Annotated in this window: 14 protein-coding genes; 7 read left to right on the top strand and 7 right to left on the bottom strand. The window is 74.0% G+C overall.

Features of this window, described 5'->3' with window-relative positions:
• Positions 1-32 precede the first annotated feature (32 nt).
• A complete protein-coding gene (locus CLV70_RS12130; RefSeq protein ID WP_106126562.1) occupies positions 33-470 on the top strand; it encodes a MarR family winged helix-turn-helix transcriptional regulator in 438 nt (145 codons plus the stop codon).
• Here CLV70_RS12130 and CLV70_RS12125 read toward each other — a convergent pair.
• Positions 449-952 (bottom strand): NUDIX domain-containing protein, encoded by a 504-nt coding sequence (locus CLV70_RS12125; RefSeq protein WP_106126561.1) that lies wholly within the window; start codon positions 950-952, stop codon positions 449-451. The genes CLV70_RS12130 and CLV70_RS12125 overlap by 22 nt on opposite strands.
• Entirely contained in the window at positions 945-1,727 is a 783-nt protein-coding gene (locus tag CLV70_RS12120) for a hypothetical protein (protein ID WP_106126560.1), read from the bottom strand. The genes CLV70_RS12125 and CLV70_RS12120 overlap by 8 nt, the downstream gene beginning before the upstream one ends.
• An 88-nt stretch (positions 1,728-1,815) precedes the next feature.
• Here CLV70_RS12120 and CLV70_RS12115 point away from each other — a divergent pair, with 88 nt between their 5' ends.
• The gene (locus CLV70_RS12115) at positions 1,816-2,643 is read left to right on the top strand and encodes a DUF3097 domain-containing protein (RefSeq protein WP_106126559.1); all 828 of its coding nucleotides are present in this window, start codon (positions 1,816-1,818) and stop codon (positions 2,641-2,643) included.
• Here the strand turns inward: CLV70_RS12115 and CLV70_RS12110 are convergent.
• Positions 2,615-3,928, bottom strand: coding sequence for a serine hydrolase domain-containing protein (locus tag CLV70_RS12110; RefSeq protein ID WP_106126558.1), 1,314 nt, complete (start codon positions 3,926-3,928; stop codon positions 2,615-2,617). The two genes, CLV70_RS12115 and CLV70_RS12110, sit on opposite strands and share 29 nt — an antisense overlap.
• Before the next feature lie 118 nt (positions 3,929-4,046).
• On the opposite strand from CLV70_RS12110, the gene CLV70_RS12105 reads away from it, so the two are divergent.
• The 3 genes from CLV70_RS12105 to CLV70_RS41000 all read left to right on the top strand — a co-directional run bounded on the left by CLV70_RS12105 (position 4,047) and on the right by CLV70_RS41000 (position 7,154).
• Complete coding sequence (locus CLV70_RS12105) at positions 4,047-4,496, top strand: NfeD family protein (protein ID WP_106126912.1); 450 nt, start codon at positions 4,047-4,049, stop codon at positions 4,494-4,496.
• Between the two features lie 10 nt (positions 4,497-4,506).
• The gene (locus CLV70_RS12100; protein ID WP_106126557.1) at positions 4,507-5,622 is read left to right on the top strand and encodes an SPFH domain-containing protein; all 1,116 of its coding nucleotides are present in this window, start codon (positions 4,507-4,509) and stop codon (positions 5,620-5,622) included.
• 377 nt (positions 5,623-5,999) lie between these two features.
• Complete coding sequence (locus CLV70_RS41000) at positions 6,000-7,154, top strand: hypothetical protein (RefSeq protein WP_245908184.1); 1,155 nt, start codon at positions 6,000-6,002, stop codon at positions 7,152-7,154.
• A 208-nt stretch (positions 7,155-7,362) separates the two neighbouring features.
• Here CLV70_RS41000 and CLV70_RS12085 read toward each other — a convergent pair whose 3' ends face one another.
• The 3 genes from CLV70_RS12085 to CLV70_RS41705 all read right to left on the bottom strand — a co-directional run bounded on the left by CLV70_RS12085 (position 7,363) and on the right by CLV70_RS41705 (position 9,141).
• Positions 7,363-7,896, bottom strand: coding sequence for a GNAT family N-acetyltransferase (locus CLV70_RS12085; protein ID WP_342750364.1), 534 nt, complete (start codon positions 7,894-7,896; stop codon positions 7,363-7,365).
• Positions 7,897-8,212: 316 nt separating this feature from the next.
• Entirely contained in the window at positions 8,213-9,019 is an 807-nt protein-coding gene (locus CLV70_RS12080; RefSeq protein WP_245908183.1) for a TrmH family RNA methyltransferase, read from the bottom strand.
• A complete protein-coding gene (locus CLV70_RS41705) occupies positions 9,016-9,141 on the bottom strand; it encodes a hypothetical protein (protein WP_281260444.1) in 126 nt (41 codons plus the stop codon). The genes CLV70_RS12080 and CLV70_RS41705 overlap by 4 nt, the downstream gene beginning before the upstream one ends.
• Positions 9,142-9,305: 164 nt before the next feature.
• Between CLV70_RS41705 and CLV70_RS12075 the strand changes: the two genes are divergently transcribed.
• Positions 9,306-11,216: a flavohemoprotein gene (locus CLV70_RS12075; protein ID WP_245908182.1), complete on the top strand. Its 1,911-nt coding sequence runs from the start codon at positions 9,306-9,308 to the stop codon at positions 11,214-11,216.
• Here CLV70_RS12075 and CLV70_RS12070 read toward each other — a convergent pair whose 3' ends face one another.
• A complete protein-coding gene (locus CLV70_RS12070) occupies positions 11,217-12,533 on the bottom strand; it encodes a MurL-like N-terminal domain-containing (RefSeq protein ID WP_483880082.1) in 1,317 nt (438 codons plus the stop codon).
• Between the two features lie 64 nt (positions 12,534-12,597).
• Between CLV70_RS12070 and murD the strand changes: the two genes are divergently transcribed.
• A complete protein-coding gene (gene murD / locus CLV70_RS12065) occupies positions 12,598-13,950 on the top strand; it encodes a UDP-N-acetylmuramoyl-L-alanine--D-glutamate ligase (RefSeq protein ID WP_106126555.1) in 1,353 nt (450 codons plus the stop codon).
• The last annotated feature ends 281 nt before the right edge of the window (positions 13,951-14,231 follow it).

Below are 14,231 nucleotides of genomic sequence, written 5' to 3'. Positions count from 1 at the left end.
TTGCCCCGGCGCTTTTCGGCCACCCAGCGGCCATGACGGGTCGCGCAGCGCCGGAGGTCGCCCACCTGGTGAAGAGGCTCCAGCACGCCCACCACCGGGCGCTCAGCGCCGCCCTCGCCGACCTGGGCGTGTCCCCGGTGCAGTGGGACACGCTGTGCCACCTCGATCGGAACCCCGGCGCCTCGCTGCGCGACCTGGCCCGGCTGACGCTCCAGACCGACCAGGCGACCGGGTCGCTGGCGTCGCGGATGGTCGACCGGGGGCTGCTCGTGCGCGTCCCCGGGCCGGGACGGGTGGTGCGGCACCGGCTCACCGAGCTGGGCGAGCGGCTGCGGCGCGAGGGCGAGGGCCGCGCCGGGCGGGTGTGCGCCGAGACGTTCGCGCCCCTCGGCCGGGCGCGGCTCGACGAGCTGGGCGACCTCCTCGAGGCCCTGCTCGCCGCCCGGGCTCAGAGCCCGGATGCGACCTGAGCGAACCAGCGGTCCGCGACCCGGGTGTGCAGCTCGAAGCCGAGCTCCCGGGGCCCGTCCAGGACCAGCCGCTCCCGGGTCTCGTCGTTCGCCACGGCCGCCGGGAGCTCCTCCGGCGTGGCCAGGGCGGGGAAGAGGCCGAAGATCAGCAGGGTGCCGTCGGGGGCGCTGATCGTGTCGAAGAGGCGTACGGAATCGGGGTCGGACCGCAGCCCGGCCTCCTCCCACAGCTCGCGCGCCGCGGCCTGCTGCCAGGTCTCGCCGACCTCGATGAAGCCGCCCGGCAGGGCCAGCCGGTCCCGGGCCGGCGGGATGCCGCGCCGGATCGCGAGCAGGCCGCCGCCGACCGGCTGGACCGCGACCGCCACCGGCGTCGGATTCAGATAGCTCGTCTCGCCGCAGGCCGCACAGCGCCGCGGCCACGGCTGGCCGGGCGTGAAGCGGGCACCGCAGAACGTGCAGTGCGCGTAGCGGTCAGGCATGCAGCGGAGAGTTGCAGGCGGCGACCAGCGCCTGCCGGCAGGCCGTGGTGAGCGGGCGCAGGGCCGCGTCCCGCTGCTGCGCCTCGTAGGTGTTGACGGCGCCGCCGGGCGCGTTGTGCTCGGCCAGGGCGAGCACCTGGTCCAGGATGCTGGCGCGGGCGAACAGCCGCCGCGACCTCGGGTCGAAGCCCGGGGGCAGCGTCGCCGTGCTCTCCGGCCGGCGCAGCGCCTGCAACGCCCCGGCCAGCTCCGGCCGCCACTGCGCGACGTCGAGGCGGGTGAGCTGGGTGGTCGCCTCGGCCAGCGCCTGGGTCAGCTCCGCCTCCGCCTCCGCGGAACCCAGCTGGAAGACCGGCCGGTAGTCGGCGACCGGGAAGAAGCGCCACAGCACCGTCTCGAAGGTGACGCCCGAGCCCGACGTGTGCCGGCGCACCTCCGGGACGACGCCGAAGCCGGGCGTCATCACCGCCTCGCCGGCCAGCATCGCGGCGCCGGTCAGGTCGCCGGGGCCGGGCAGGCCGCGCGGGTCGCCGGGAGCGGGCAGGACCAGGCGGATCTCGTCGGGGTGGAGCTTGGCGAACGCGGGCAGCGCCTGCCCCAGCGGCACGTCGGTCCAGGTGCCGGGGGCATCGGCGACGAGGTGCTCCTCGTCGGCGGCGATCTCGTCGGCCAGCTCGTCGAAGGGGACGAGGCCGGCGCGCCAGGCGCGCACCCAGGCCACGAACCGGGTCGACCGGCGCGCCGTGAGGGTCGCCGCATCTGCTGCGGGGGACATGCGAGCAAGGGTACGTGGCGGGCGCCGACGTTGTCTCGGCCGGAGCGTCGGAACCCGCGTGTCCGCGCGGACGAGTTACCGTGCGGGCATGTATGGGGAGGACGTGCTCGCGGGCAACTGGCGGCGCCGCAAGGTGATACCCGAGGTCGACGCCGAGCCCGGACTGGTGGTGGAGGACGCGGACGCCGGCTTCTGCGGCGCCGTGGTCGGCTTCGAGTACGGCGCGGTGGTGCTCGAGGACCGGCACGGCAAGCGCCGCAACTTCCCGCTGGAACCGGCGGCGTTCCTGCTCGACGGGCAGGTCGTGACGCTGCGCAGGCCCGCCGCCGCCCCCGCGGCGCCGCAGCGGCAGCGCACCGCGTCCGGCTCGGTGGCGGTCGCCGGCGTCCGCGCCCGGGTCGCCAAGGCCAGCCGCATCTGGGTCGAGGGCATCCACGACGCCGCCCTCGTCGAACGCATCTGGGGCGACGACCTGCGCATCGAGGGCGTGGTCGTGGAGCCGCTCGACGGCATCGACGACCTCGCCGGCGCGGTCCGCGACTTCCGCCCGGCCCGCGACCGGCGCGTCGGCGTGCTCGTCGACCACCTCGTGCCCGGCTCCAAGGAGAGCCGCATCGTCGCCGCGGTCACCGACCCGGACGTGCTGGTCACCGGGCATCCGTACGTCGACGTGTGGCAGGCGGTGAAGCCCGCGCGGGTCGGGCTGCGGGAGTGGCCGGTGATCCCGCCCGGCCGCCCCTGGAAGGAGGGTGTCTGCCAAGCGGTGGGCATCGCCGAGCCGGCCGACATGTGGCGCCGCATCCTGGGCAGCGTGACCAGTTACAAGGACGTCGAGACGCCGCTGATCAACGCGATGGAACGGCTGATCGACTTCGTCACCGAACCTTCTACGCCAGGTGATAGGGATCACGGCTGAACACGAAGGTCGCGATCTCCAGCTCCCGCACCCCGCCGTCCGGGTCGCGCCGCACGGTCAGGACCTCACCCGTGTTGGCGCCCGCCGTGCCCCGCCAGCGGTCCGGGGCCTCGCGGGTGAACCGCCACGGCGGCCGGGACGCGTAGCCGGCGGGCGCCATCACCAGATCCTCGCCGTCCGCGTTCACCTCGTACTCGCTGCCCATCCACCACCAGCGGCCGCACAGCTCGGCGGTCTCGTCCCGCGGTGCGGGCGCCGGGCGCCACGGCGGGGGCGGGGCCGGCTCGGCGTCCAGGACGGTGGTCAGCGCCTCCAGGGCCACGGCGCGCAGGCCGGTGCCGCGCAGGCCGTACGCGTTGGTGAAGGCGATCACCCCGGTGCGGCTGGGCCGGTGCACCAGGAGCTGGGAGTTGTAGCCGGGCATCGAGCCGCCGTGGCCGACGTACACGCGCTCGCCGACCCGGTGCAGCTCCGGGCCGAGACCGTGCCCGGCGGTCCAGGTCTCGTCCTGCATCACCACCGGGGTGCACATCTCGTCGATGGTCTCCCGGCTGAGCACCGCCGGCGCCGGATCGGCGAGGAACGCGGCCCACTTCGCCATGTCGGTCACCGTCGACCACAGCTGGCCGGCCGGTGCCATGGCGCCCGCGTCCAGCCGGGGCTCCTCGTGCAGGCTGCCGTCGAGGGCGTGGACGACGTACCCGCGGGCGAACGGCTCCACGGGGGAGTAGGTGGTCCGCTTCATGCCCAGCGGGTCGAGCACCCGCTTGCCGACCAGGTCCGCCCAGGACTCCCCGGTGACCCGCTGCAGGACCGCGCCGAGCAGCCCGTACGCGAGATTGGAGTAGTGGTAGTTCCGGAACGGCGGTCCGGCGATCTTGTCGGGCGCGAGGTCGGTCAGGAGCCGGTCCAGGCTCACGCCGGCGTTCCGCTCCCACCACGGCCCGTCCGGCTCGCGCTGCAGGCCGGAGACGTGCCCGAGCAACTGGCGCAGCGTGATGCCGCCGACCGGGGTGCCCGGCAGGTGCCGGTACAGCAGGTCGTCGAGGCCGAAGAAGCCCTCGTCGCGCAGCTGCATGATCATGGTGGCGGTCAGCGTCTTGGTGATCGAACCGAGCCGGTACTGCGTCTTCGGGTCCGGCGGCGGTGTCTCCCCGGCGCCGGTGAAGTGCAGCAACGAGCGGTCGCGGACGACCGCCAGCGCCAGCGACGGCGCGCGGCCCGCGGACTGGGCGCGGGCGGCGATCCCGGTGACACGTCGGCCGGTTTCCGGCAGCAGGGACACAGTGAGCCTTCCTGGGTGTGGAGTCATGGGTCTAACTCCGGTACGCGGATATGGCTACGCCGGAACCGATGCCCACGCGATGTCGCTGTACGTGCGCGGACGTGACACGATCGGGTATGTGGAAGCCGTCCTCTGGTTGGTCCTCGCCATCGCCCTCGCGATCGGCGAGGCGTTCACCGCGACCTTCCTCATCATCTTCTTCGCCGCGGGCGCCCTGGCGGCGGCCGGCGCGGCGGCGCTCGGTGCCCCGGTGCTGCTTCAGGTCATCGTCTTCGCCCTGGTGTCCGGCCTGTCCGTCGGCGCGCTCCGCCCGATCATCATGCGCCACCAGCGGTCCGCGGCCGAGACGGGCGAGACGCCCTTCGGCATCGAGGCGATCGAGGGCTCCCAGGCCACCGTGCTGGAGGAGGTCGACGCCGACCACGGGCTGATCAAGATCGACGGCGAGCTGTGGACGGCGCGCTCCTTCGACGGGACCGAGAAATATCTTCCGGGCGAGCGAGTCCGGGTCATCAAGGTCAAGGGCGCCACGGCCATCGTGTGGCGCGACGACATGCCCAACCTCTAGAGAGGCACCCATGGAAGTCGTGATCGGTGTACTCATCTTCGTGATCGCGCTCTTCGCCGTGATCACCCTTATCCGCTCCGTCCGCATCGTCCCGCAGCAGCGGATGGACGTGGTCGAACGGCTCGGTAAGTACAAGCGCACCCTGTCGCCGGGCCTCAACCTGCTGGTCCCCTTCGTCGACGCGGTCCGCACCAAGGTCGACATGCGCGAGCAGGTCGTCAGCTTCCCGCCGCAGCCCGTGATCACGTCCGACAACCTCGTGGTGAGCATCGACACGGTCCTCTACTTCAAGGTCGTCGATCCGGTACGCGCCACGTACGAGATCTCGAACTTCCTCCAGGCGATCGAGCAGCTGACGGTCACCACGCTGCGCAACGTGATCGGCTCCCTCGACCTCGAACGCGCGCTGACCAGCCGCGAGGAGATCAACCGGCACCTCTCCAGCGTCCTCGACGAGACCACCGGCCGCTGGGGCATCAAGGTCACCCGCGTCGAGATCAAGGCGATCGAGCCGCCGCCCAGCATCCGCGACTCCATGGAGAAGCAGATGCGCGCCGAACGCGAACGCCGCGCCACGATCCTCAACGCCGAGGGCCACAAGCAGGCGGCGATCCTCACCGCCGAGGGCGAGAAGCAGTCCCAGGTGCTGCGCGCCGACGGCGACCGGCAGGCCCGCATCCTCCAGGCGGAAGGCCAGGCCAAGGCCATCCGTACGGTCTTCGACGCCATCCACACCGCCAACCCGTCCCAGAAGGTCCTGGCTTACCAGTACCTCCAGGCCCTCCCGCAGATCGCCAACGGCTCGGCCAACAAGGTCTGGATCGTCCCCACCGAGCTGACCAAGGCCCTCGAGGGTCTCGGCGGCGCGCTGGGCGGCCTCGGCAGCATGGTCGGCGACAAGCCCACCGAGGCGGTCGACTCCGGCGCCGTGGAACGCGAGGCGGCCCAGGCGGCCCAGGCGGCGGCGGACGAGGCCGCGGCGGTCAACGCCCAGGTCCGCCAGGCCGAGGCCCAGGCCTCGGGCGACAACGCCCCGAAGGGCCTGCCGGCCCCGGAAAGCATCCCGCCGTCGGCGGCCCTGGGCGCGGCCGACTACAACGGCGCCGGCGAGCCGGAAAGAGCCTGACCCTCCGGTACGCCGAAACTGCACGCACCCGCGGGGCGGCCTGCCAGGTCGCCCCGCCCCCATGCCCGCCCCCCTTTCCCTTCGGCGTTTTGCTTCGTCTCTGCTCCGGCGGCCTGCTCGCCGGTGCCGGGATCGGCCTGCTCACCCACTGCCCGCCGTGCCCGCTCGGCGTGCGCCCCGGCCTTCGCGGGTGCGGGATCGGCTTGCTCGCCCACTGCCCGCCGTGCTCGCTTGGCGTGCGCATCTGCCTTCGCGGGTGCGGGATCGTAGCGAATTGCGTGAAATGCCGCACATTCCGGCGGTTCTTTGCCATGGTGGTCGGAGGATTCCCGACCGGTGCCCCCGGCCGCTCGGCTTGAGCCCACCAAGGCGGAGCCATGAGCATGAGTCAGCGCCAGACGGCCAGCGGCCGCCCGCTGCGGGTCGCCCCGGCCTGGGTCGGCGCCCCCAGCCAGGGAACAGCCGACGACCACCTGCTCCCGGTCCGCGAGGCCGTCTGGATCTGGTCCGTACGCCGCTACGCCCGCACCGCCCTCTGGGCCCTGCCCGCCGGAGCCGCCCTCTACGGCTGGTCCACCCTGGGCGTGCCCACCCCCGCCGGCCAGCTCCTGGTGGAGATCACGGCGGGCTGGCTCTGCACCATCGCGATGATCGCGCTCGCGGGCCTGCTGGCGGGCTCCCGCACCCGCCGCCCGGCCGTCGCAGGCCTCCTGATCGGCCTGGCGGGCGCGCTGCTGTGGTTGCCCCTCCTGGCCCTGCCCGGCGGCGACACGATCACCGGCCGCCCGACCAGCGCCTCCGGCGACCCTGCCACGGGAGGCTCGAACGGCGCGGGCTCGACCGGTGCGGGCCTGAACGGCGCAGGCCCGAACGGCGCGGGCTCGACCGGTGCGGGCTCGAACGGCGCCGGCTCGGCCGCCGCCGGCTCGGTCCTCGGCGGCTCGGCTGAGGGAGGCGCCGCCGCGGAGGACACGGCCGGGACCCGCACACTGGCGCGCGGTGCTGTCGCGGACCCTGCCATGGGCGGTGCGGTTGCGGGAGACGCTGTCGCGGGCAGTGCCGTGGGCGACGGTGCCCCGGGCGCCGGCGAGGAGGCCGGGGCGATCGGCGGTGGGCCGGGTGCCGGGGCGGCGGGGGTGCCGGCCGCGGCTGGCGGTGCCGAGGCCGGGGTGACCGCCGACGGGACCGGGAAGGCCCAGCTGCCGGGTGGTGCGCGTACCGAGGTTGCTCAGGTGCCGGAGAGGGCCGTTGCCGCCGGGCTGCCGAACCTCGGGTTGACCACCACCCAGATCCATCGGGCATCGGTCGCCGCCGCGGCCGTCATGGGGGTGGGGTGGCTTCTGCTGGGCTGGGCCGTCCTGCGGTCCAAACTGGTCAACCCGGCCGACGGCGTGCTGCTGATCCTCGCCGCCGTGTCGATCGGGGCGGGGTCGTTCGCGGTCCGGCCACTGCCGACGGTGGGTGCGCTGCTCCTGCTGGCGGCCGGCATGGGCCTGGCCTGGACCGGCTCCCGCCTGATCCCGGCAACGTGAGCCTGGTCAACGCTCGATCCGTGCACCACGGCGGTGTAAGCCCGGTCCTCCGCGCCTGACCCGGTACACCACGGCGGTGTAAGCCCGGTCGCGCCTGACCCGGTACACCACGGCGGCGTGAGCCCGGCCCGCGCCTGATCCGGTGCACCCCGGCGGTTGTGAGCCCGGTCCGCGCCTGATCCGGTGTTCCACGGCGGCGTGAGCGCGGTCAGCGCTTGATGCGGTACACCACCGAGCGGCGCAGGGGGCCGGGTGGGACGGTGGGGTCGTCGAAGTCGTCGGCCGGGTCCCGGGTCATGCCGAGCCGGTGCATCACCGCCTGGGAACGCTGATTGCCCACCGCCGTGATGGCGAGGATCTCCGTCAGGTTCAGCACGTCGAAGCCGTAGTCGAGACACGCGTGCCCGGCCTCGGTGGCGTAGCCGTGGCCCCACGCCGACCGGGCCAGCCGCCACCCCACCTCGACGCCGCCGAAGGGGAGTTCGTCGTCGACCGGGTCGAGGCCGGCCATGCCGATGAACTCGCCGGTCGCCGCGAGCTCGAGGGCCCACCAGCCCCACCCGCGCCGCTCCAGCTCGGACCGGAACGCGTCGACCGACCCGGCGCTCTGGTCGTACGTGAGGATCTCGGGGAAGTGCTCGCGGACCAGGGGGTCGGCGTTCATCGCCGCCCACGGCATGACGTCGTCGGCACGCCACTGGCGCAGCAGCAGCCGTGCCGTCTTCAGCTCAGAGATGATCATCGCGTCCTAACTGGGCGGTCGCCCGCCCGGAGTGCCGAGGAGCGTGGGAACCGCCGGACTCCGCCCGGCGGCGGTCCTCCAGGGCCTGGCGGGGCCGGAGCTGCCGGACTCCGCCCAGAGGAGGATCCGTCGGGGCCTGGCGGGGCCGGAGCTGCCGGACTCCGCCCGGCGGAGGGTCGGCCGGGGCCTGGCAGCACCGGACCTGCCGGGTCAGGACGGCCCCGGCCCCGCCCCGCTCGGGTGGCAGGGGAGCGGGCCGGTCGTCGCGGCTGGCGGGAGGGGGCATCGGGCTGGTCGTCATCCGTCGCGTCGGGGGTCACAGGTCGTCGTCGCGGCCCAGTTCCCAGAAGGCGACCGCTGCCGCGGCCGCCACGTTGAGGGAGTCGACGCCGCGGCGCATGGGTAACCGTACCGGGGTGTCGCTAGCCGCCAGGGCGTGGCGGGAGAGGCCCGGGCCCTCGGCGCCGAGGAGGAGGGCCGGGCGCTTGCGCTGGGTGGCGTCGAGGCGTTGCATCGGGAGGGCGCCGGCGGCGGGGGTCAGGGCGAGGACCGTGAAGCCGGCCTCGCGGACCAGGTCCAGGCCGTCCGGCCAGGGCTCGAGGCGGGCGTACGGTACGGCGAACACCTCGCCCATGCTCACCCGTACGCTGCGGCGGTAGAGCGGGTCCGCGCAGGTGGGTGACAGCAGGACGGCGTCGATGCCGAGGGCCGCCGCGCCGCGGAAGACGGCGCCGATGTTGGTGTGGTTGTTGACGTCCTCGAGGATGGCGATGCGGCGGGCGCTCGCCATCACGTCGGCGGCGTCGCGCAGGGGCAGGCGGTGGAACGAGGCCAGGACGCCGCGGTGGACGTGGAAGCCGGTGGCGCGTTCGAGCACCTCGGGGGTCGCGGCGTAGACCGGCGCGTCGTCGAGGTCGTCGAGCTGCCCGGCGCGTTTGGCGTCGATCAGGTAGGACCGGGGCCGGTAGCCGGCGCGGCGGGCGCGGCGCAGGACCAGCTCGCCCTCGGCGATGAAGAGGCCGTTGGGCGGCTCCCACCGGGTGCGCAGCTCCAGGTCGGTGAGGGCGCGGTAGTCGCCGAGCCGTTCATCGCCCGGGTCGGTGATCAGGTGTACGTCGGTCACTCGGTCCACCCGGTAGGTGAGGCCACGAAGGTCACGCGTCCGCCGAGCCGGGCGGGTCCGGCGCCGGGCCCGGTCACGAAACCGTCGGGCGACACCGAGATGTCGGCGACCACCTTGCCCATGCGAACCTCCTCCGCTCGTCGGGCGTGCGGGAACGAGCATGCCACCCGGGTACGACGACCCGGGCGCCCGGGAGGGCCGAACGGCGAAGGGGTAGCGGCGGCGGATCGGCCCCGGCGGCAGTACGGTTGTACGGTACGGGTCGTCGGCGGTCGGGGGTGTGCTGGTGTCTTCCGGATCCGGGTCTGACCCCCACATGCTGGCGTTGCTGCGCGCGATGCGCCTGCGCGCGGCCGCCCCGGAGGCGGTGGCCGCCGGCGAGGCCGACACCGCGGCAGCCCTGAGCGGCGACGCGGCGCCCACGAGCGGTGACGCAGCGCCCACGAGCGGTGACGCAGCGGCCAGGAGCGGCGACGCGGCAGCGGGCGGCGGAAGCGGCGGGAAAGGCCCGGACGCGGCCGTGCACCCCGAAGCGCTCCTGCACCCGGACTGGCCCGCGAAGCGCGAGCAGGACGCCACCCGCCCGGAGGTGTTGCCCCCGCCGGCCCGCCCGGCCCTGCCGCCGGCGCCCCCCGCCCGCGAGCTTCCGGCGCCCCAGCCGGAGCCCGCCCTGCCCGCGGACCTGCACCCGGGCCGCCTCATGGACCTGCTCCCGGAGGCGTTCGGCAGCCCGGCCGTCGTGCCGAAGCCGGCTGCCACACCGCCGCCCCGGAGCGCTCCGCCGGCGACGAACGCCCCTTCCTACCCCCGGGGAGTGCCGGCGCGGGCGCAGGCCGACTCCCCGGCCGTCCGCCGCGACGTCCCGATCCGCCCCCCGGTGATCCCGTACCCGCCGGGACCGGGTCCCTGGGGCGGGCGCCACCCGGGGTCGTCGACGGATCCGGTCCCCGTCATCCCCGGCCTCGTCGGCCCGCGGCTCGTCGGCCCGCCGTGGCCCAGCGACCCGATCCAGCCGGTCACCCCGGCCCCGCCGGTGCGTCCGCCGGTGCCGCCCGCGCCGGTCGACGGCATGGACCCGGCCGACGACGCCGCGTTGCAGGAGATCCGGCGGCTGCTCGGCAACAGCCTGTCGATGGCCGGGGGGCCGCAGGAGGTCGCCGTACGGCTGCGGGCCGCGCTCGTCCAGGCGGAACCGGGCCTGTTCGCGACGATCCCGGGCGACGCCGCCGCGCAGGCCGAGCAGTTGGCTGAGGGCCTGACCTGGCTGGTGCACACCATCGACCGGCCGCCGGCCCTGGTGGCCGGGTTCGGGCGGCTCGGCGCCGCGCTGGCCGAGTGCGGGGTGGCACCGCAGCAGTTGCAGCTGACCGGGGCGGCGCTGGCCGAGGCGATGCGGGCCGGCCTGGCCGCGAACGGGTGGCGGCAGGATTTCGACCAGGCGTGGCGGTCGACGTGGCAGCACGCGTACGAGTGGATCGCGCACGGCATGGTGGCGGCCGCGTACGACCCGGTGACCTGGACCGCCGTGGTCGTGGCGCACGAGCGGCGCCGGGACGATCTGGCCGTCGTGCGGCTGCGCCCGTACCTGCCGATGCCGTACGTGCCGGGGCAGTACGCGCGCATCGAGGTGCCCGGGCTGCCGGGGGTGTGGCGGCCGTACTCGCTGGCCGGGGCGCCGCGCCGGGACAACGTGATCGAGCTGCACGTGCGGGCGAAGACGCTGACCGGGGTGAGCGGCACGCTGGTGCACCGGACGGCGGTCGGCGACAAGGTGCGCATCTCGCGGGCCGAGGGGGCGATGACCCTGCCCGCCTCGGGGCGCGACCTGCTGCTGATCGCCGGGGACACCGGCGTGGCCCCGCTCAAGGCGATCCTGCGGGAGCTGGCCGAGACCGGCGATCCGCGCTCCGCCGTGCTGTTCTGGGGCGTGCGGACGCTGGCCGAGCTCTACGACATCGAGGAGATCGCGGCGATCGCGCAGGCGGCGCGCCGGGTCACGGTGGTGCCGGTGATCTCCGAGGGCGAGGCGGGCCCGTACGCGTCAGGCCTGGTGACCGACGCCGTGGCCGCCTACGGGGAGTGGTCGGAGCACGAGGTGTACCTGGCCGGTCCGCCGTTGATGCTGGCCGCGACCAGCGCCGCGCTGCACGAGCTGGGCGTCGCCCCCGGCCGCATCCACCACGACGCCCCGGAATGATCAGAGAACCAGGGACAGGGCCTTCGCGTACGCCGGGGGCACGAACGTCTGCCCGCCCGGGGTGAGCACCGCGTCCCGGGACGCCTCGGCCCACGCCCCGGCCGGCACCGCGTCGCGCAGCGCGGCCACGACGGGCGCGTCGCGCCACTGTGGGTCGTCGGCGAGCATGGCCAGCGCGACCAGCGACTCCTCGACCTCGCCGACGCACTCGAACGGCTTGTGCGCGTCGATGCCGAGCAGTTCGAGGTAGCCGGGCACCTGGGCCGGTTCGGCGAACAGGTCCCGGCCGAAGATGCGGGTGAGCCGCTCGCGGGGCATCGACGGCGCCATCGCGAGGGCGACGAAGCGGCACTTGGGGCAGTCGCCGCACCAGCGGGCGGTCGGGTCGTGCAGCTTGAACGCCTTGTTGCAGCTGGTCACCACGTCGTCGTACGCGGTGAACCGGGCGAAGAGCTGGGCGATGTGCAGCTCGGACAGCGAGCGCAGCAGCGAGAAGTACGGCTCGGTGAGCCCGGCGTGCGCGGTCACCGCGGCCCGCAGCAGCCCCTCGGCCTCGACGCCCTTGGACCACTGGTGGTTGATCGGGTGACCGTTCCAGATCAGGTTGGGGTCGGACGCGGAGCGCTCGTTGGACATCACTACCGGGCCGAGCCCGTGCAGCGTGGCGGTGGCGATGGCGATCAGCGAGTTGATCGCGGTGACCGGGATGTGGCCGTTGCGGGCGCCCGCCCGGTTGAGCTCGAACAGGCGGGGGTCGAGCCGGCGGCGGGCGGCCAGCGCGGGCAGCCCGGAGGCGGCGTTGACGTTGACGATCACCGGGTTGGGATTGACCGAGAACGGTACGGGGTCGAGCCCGGCGGTGCGCAGGATCTCGAGGGTCACGATCGAGTCCTTGCCGCCGCCCACCGCGGACAGCGGGCGCCCCTCGGCGTTGTCGACGGGCGCGGCCGGCGACGACACGCCCGGCACGCCGACCGTCAGGTCGAGCACGTACGGCAGCTGGTTCACGTACGCGTACTCGCCGAGGCCCTTGCTGTACACGGCGTCGAACAGGGCCTTGGCCTCGGCGGGCACCGCCTTCGGCGCCTCGATGCGCGCGGGCGCGCCGACCTTGTAGTAGCTCACCCCGGCGACGACGTGCAGCAGGTCGAGCACGCGGTGGAAGGCGTCCGGCACGCCGCCGGCCTCGGGGACCGGGAACGTGACGGTCTCCGTGAAGGCCTCGGGCGCGGCCCCGTCGAGCAGGTAGTCGAACGTCGCGACCCCGGTGGCGGGGTCGTACGCGTACGAGGGGAAGCGCATGACGTCGAACTGCACCCGCGAACTCCTGTCACTGGACCGACGGGCAATACTAGTGCGACTCGACAAAGGGAGTTCTCCTGTGCGCCTGGCAGACCTGCGCGGACGTTCCGTAGCCGTCTGGGGTACCGGCCGTGAGGGCCGGGCCGCCGTGACCGCCATCGCCGCGCACGGGCCGGCGCGCCTGCTCGCGGTGGACGACAGCGCCGACTTCCTCTCCGTGCCGTGGGAGGGCGAGCTGGCCGCGCTGGCGCCGCTGGCCGGCGGCGATCACGCGTTCCCCGCCCTGGCCGCGGCCGACGTCGTGGTGCGCTCGCCCGGCGTGCCGCAGACCCACCGGTGGATGGCGGAGCTGCGGCGGCGGGGCGTGACGATCACCGGCGGCAGTGCGCTGTGGATGGCCGACCACGCCCGCGAGACCGTCGGCGTGACCGGCAGCAAGGGCAAGAGCACCACGTCGGCGCTGATCAGTCACCTGCTGGCGGCGGCCGGCCGGCCCAACGTCTTCGGCGGCAACATCGGCGTGCCGTTGCTGGATCTCCCGGCCGCCGGGCAGTACGTCCTCGAGCTCTCCAGCTATCAGTGCAGCGACCTGACGGACTCGCCGCGGGTGGCCGTGGTGACGTCGCTCTTCCCGGAGCACCTGGACGCGCACGGCGGCGAGCGGGAGTACTACCGCGACAAGCTCAATCTGCTGGCGCACGGGCCGGAGCTGATCGTGGTGAACGGCGCCGACCAGCGCCTGGTACGGGAGACCATCGCCGTCCGCGACGTGAACGGCTTCCCGGCGATCCCGGCGGGTTCCGGCGACTCGCGGTTCCGCATCGACGACGACGATCTCGTCTACTGCAGCGACGAGCCGCTGTTCCCGCGGGACACGCTGCGGCTGCGGGGCCGGCACAACGGCCTCAACCTGTGCGTGGCGCTGGCCGTGCTCGACGGGATGGGCATCGACGTGCCGGGGCTGCGCGAGGAGCTGCGCGCGGCGGTGGCGTCGTTCGAGGGGCTGCCGCACCGGCTCGCCGAGATCGAGGATCCGTCCGGGCTCACCTTCGTCGACGACACCCTGTCCACCACTCCGCACTCGGCCATGCACGCGATCGACGCGTACGAGGGACGGCCGTTGACCGTGCTCGTCGGTGGCACCGATCGCGGCCTGGACTACTCCCCGCTGCGCGAGCACCTGCGCGGCAAGGAGATCACCGTGATCGGTCTCCCGGACAGCGGCCCGCGGATCCTGGCCGAGCTGGCCGGGCTGGCGGGTGTGCGCACGGAGGAGGCGGAGGACCTGCCCGCGGCGGTGAGCCTCGCCCGCAAGCTGACCCCGCCCGGGGGAGTCGTGCTGCTGTCCCCGGCGGCGCCGAGTTACGGCCGTTTCCGCAACTTCGAGCACCGTTCCGCGGTCTTCATCCAGGCGATCCGCGAGACTGCTTAACCGGTTCTGGGCAGAATTATTGCCGTAACCGGTCCGACACAGAACGCCCCCGCCGCCGGCGGGGGCGTTCGTCGTTGCCTCCGCGCCGTCCCGGGGAGCCTTTCGTGCACCCGTGGAGTCGGCGATAAATCCGCTCAAAGCCCATGTTTGCCAGCGCTTGAGCCGTAACGGCCATAAGGGGATCGACGCTCGTCAACCGCCGTCGGCGGCCCCGCATTCTCTCGATGGCCAAGGTAACGGTTTGAAAACTTCACCCACGGTCTTGACACGAGGGGTCAGAA

Source organism: Pseudosporangium ferrugineum (genome assembly GCF_003002065.1).
GTDB classification, from domain to species: Bacteria; Actinomycetota; Actinomycetes; order Mycobacteriales; family Micromonosporaceae; genus Actinoplanes; species Actinoplanes ferrugineus_A.
This window is presented reverse-complemented; position numbering and strand designations above follow the sequence as displayed.

What these genes read in the sequence shown, in the direction of transcription:
- CLV70_RS12130 (WP_106126562.1), top strand. Translation starts at nt 33, where the DNA reads ATGACGGGTCGCGCAGCGCCGGAGGTCGCCCACCTGGTGAAGAGGCTC.
- CLV70_RS12125 (WP_106126561.1), bottom strand. Translation starts at nt 952, where the DNA reads ATGCCTGACCGCTACGCGCACTGCACGTTCTGCGGTGCCCGCTTCACG.
- CLV70_RS12120 (WP_106126560.1), bottom strand. Translation starts at nt 1,727, where the DNA reads ATGTCCCCCGCAGCAGATGCGGCGACCCTCACGGCGCGCCGGTCGACC.
- CLV70_RS12115 (WP_106126559.1), top strand. Translation starts at nt 1,816, where the DNA reads ATGTATGGGGAGGACGTGCTCGCGGGCAACTGGCGGCGCCGCAAGGTG.
- CLV70_RS12100 (WP_106126557.1), top strand. Translation starts at nt 4,507, where the DNA reads ATGGAAGTCGTGATCGGTGTACTCATCTTCGTGATCGCGCTCTTCGCC.
- CLV70_RS41000 (WP_245908184.1), top strand. Translation starts at nt 6,000, where the DNA reads ATGAGCATGAGTCAGCGCCAGACGGCCAGCGGCCGCCCGCTGCGGGTC.
- CLV70_RS12085 (WP_342750364.1), bottom strand. Translation starts at nt 7,896, where the DNA reads ATGATCATCTCTGAGCTGAAGACGGCACGGCTGCTGCTGCGCCAGTGG.
- CLV70_RS41705 (WP_281260444.1), bottom strand. Translation starts at nt 9,141, where the DNA reads ATGGGCAAGGTGGTCGCCGACATCTCGGTGTCGCCCGACGGTTTCGTG.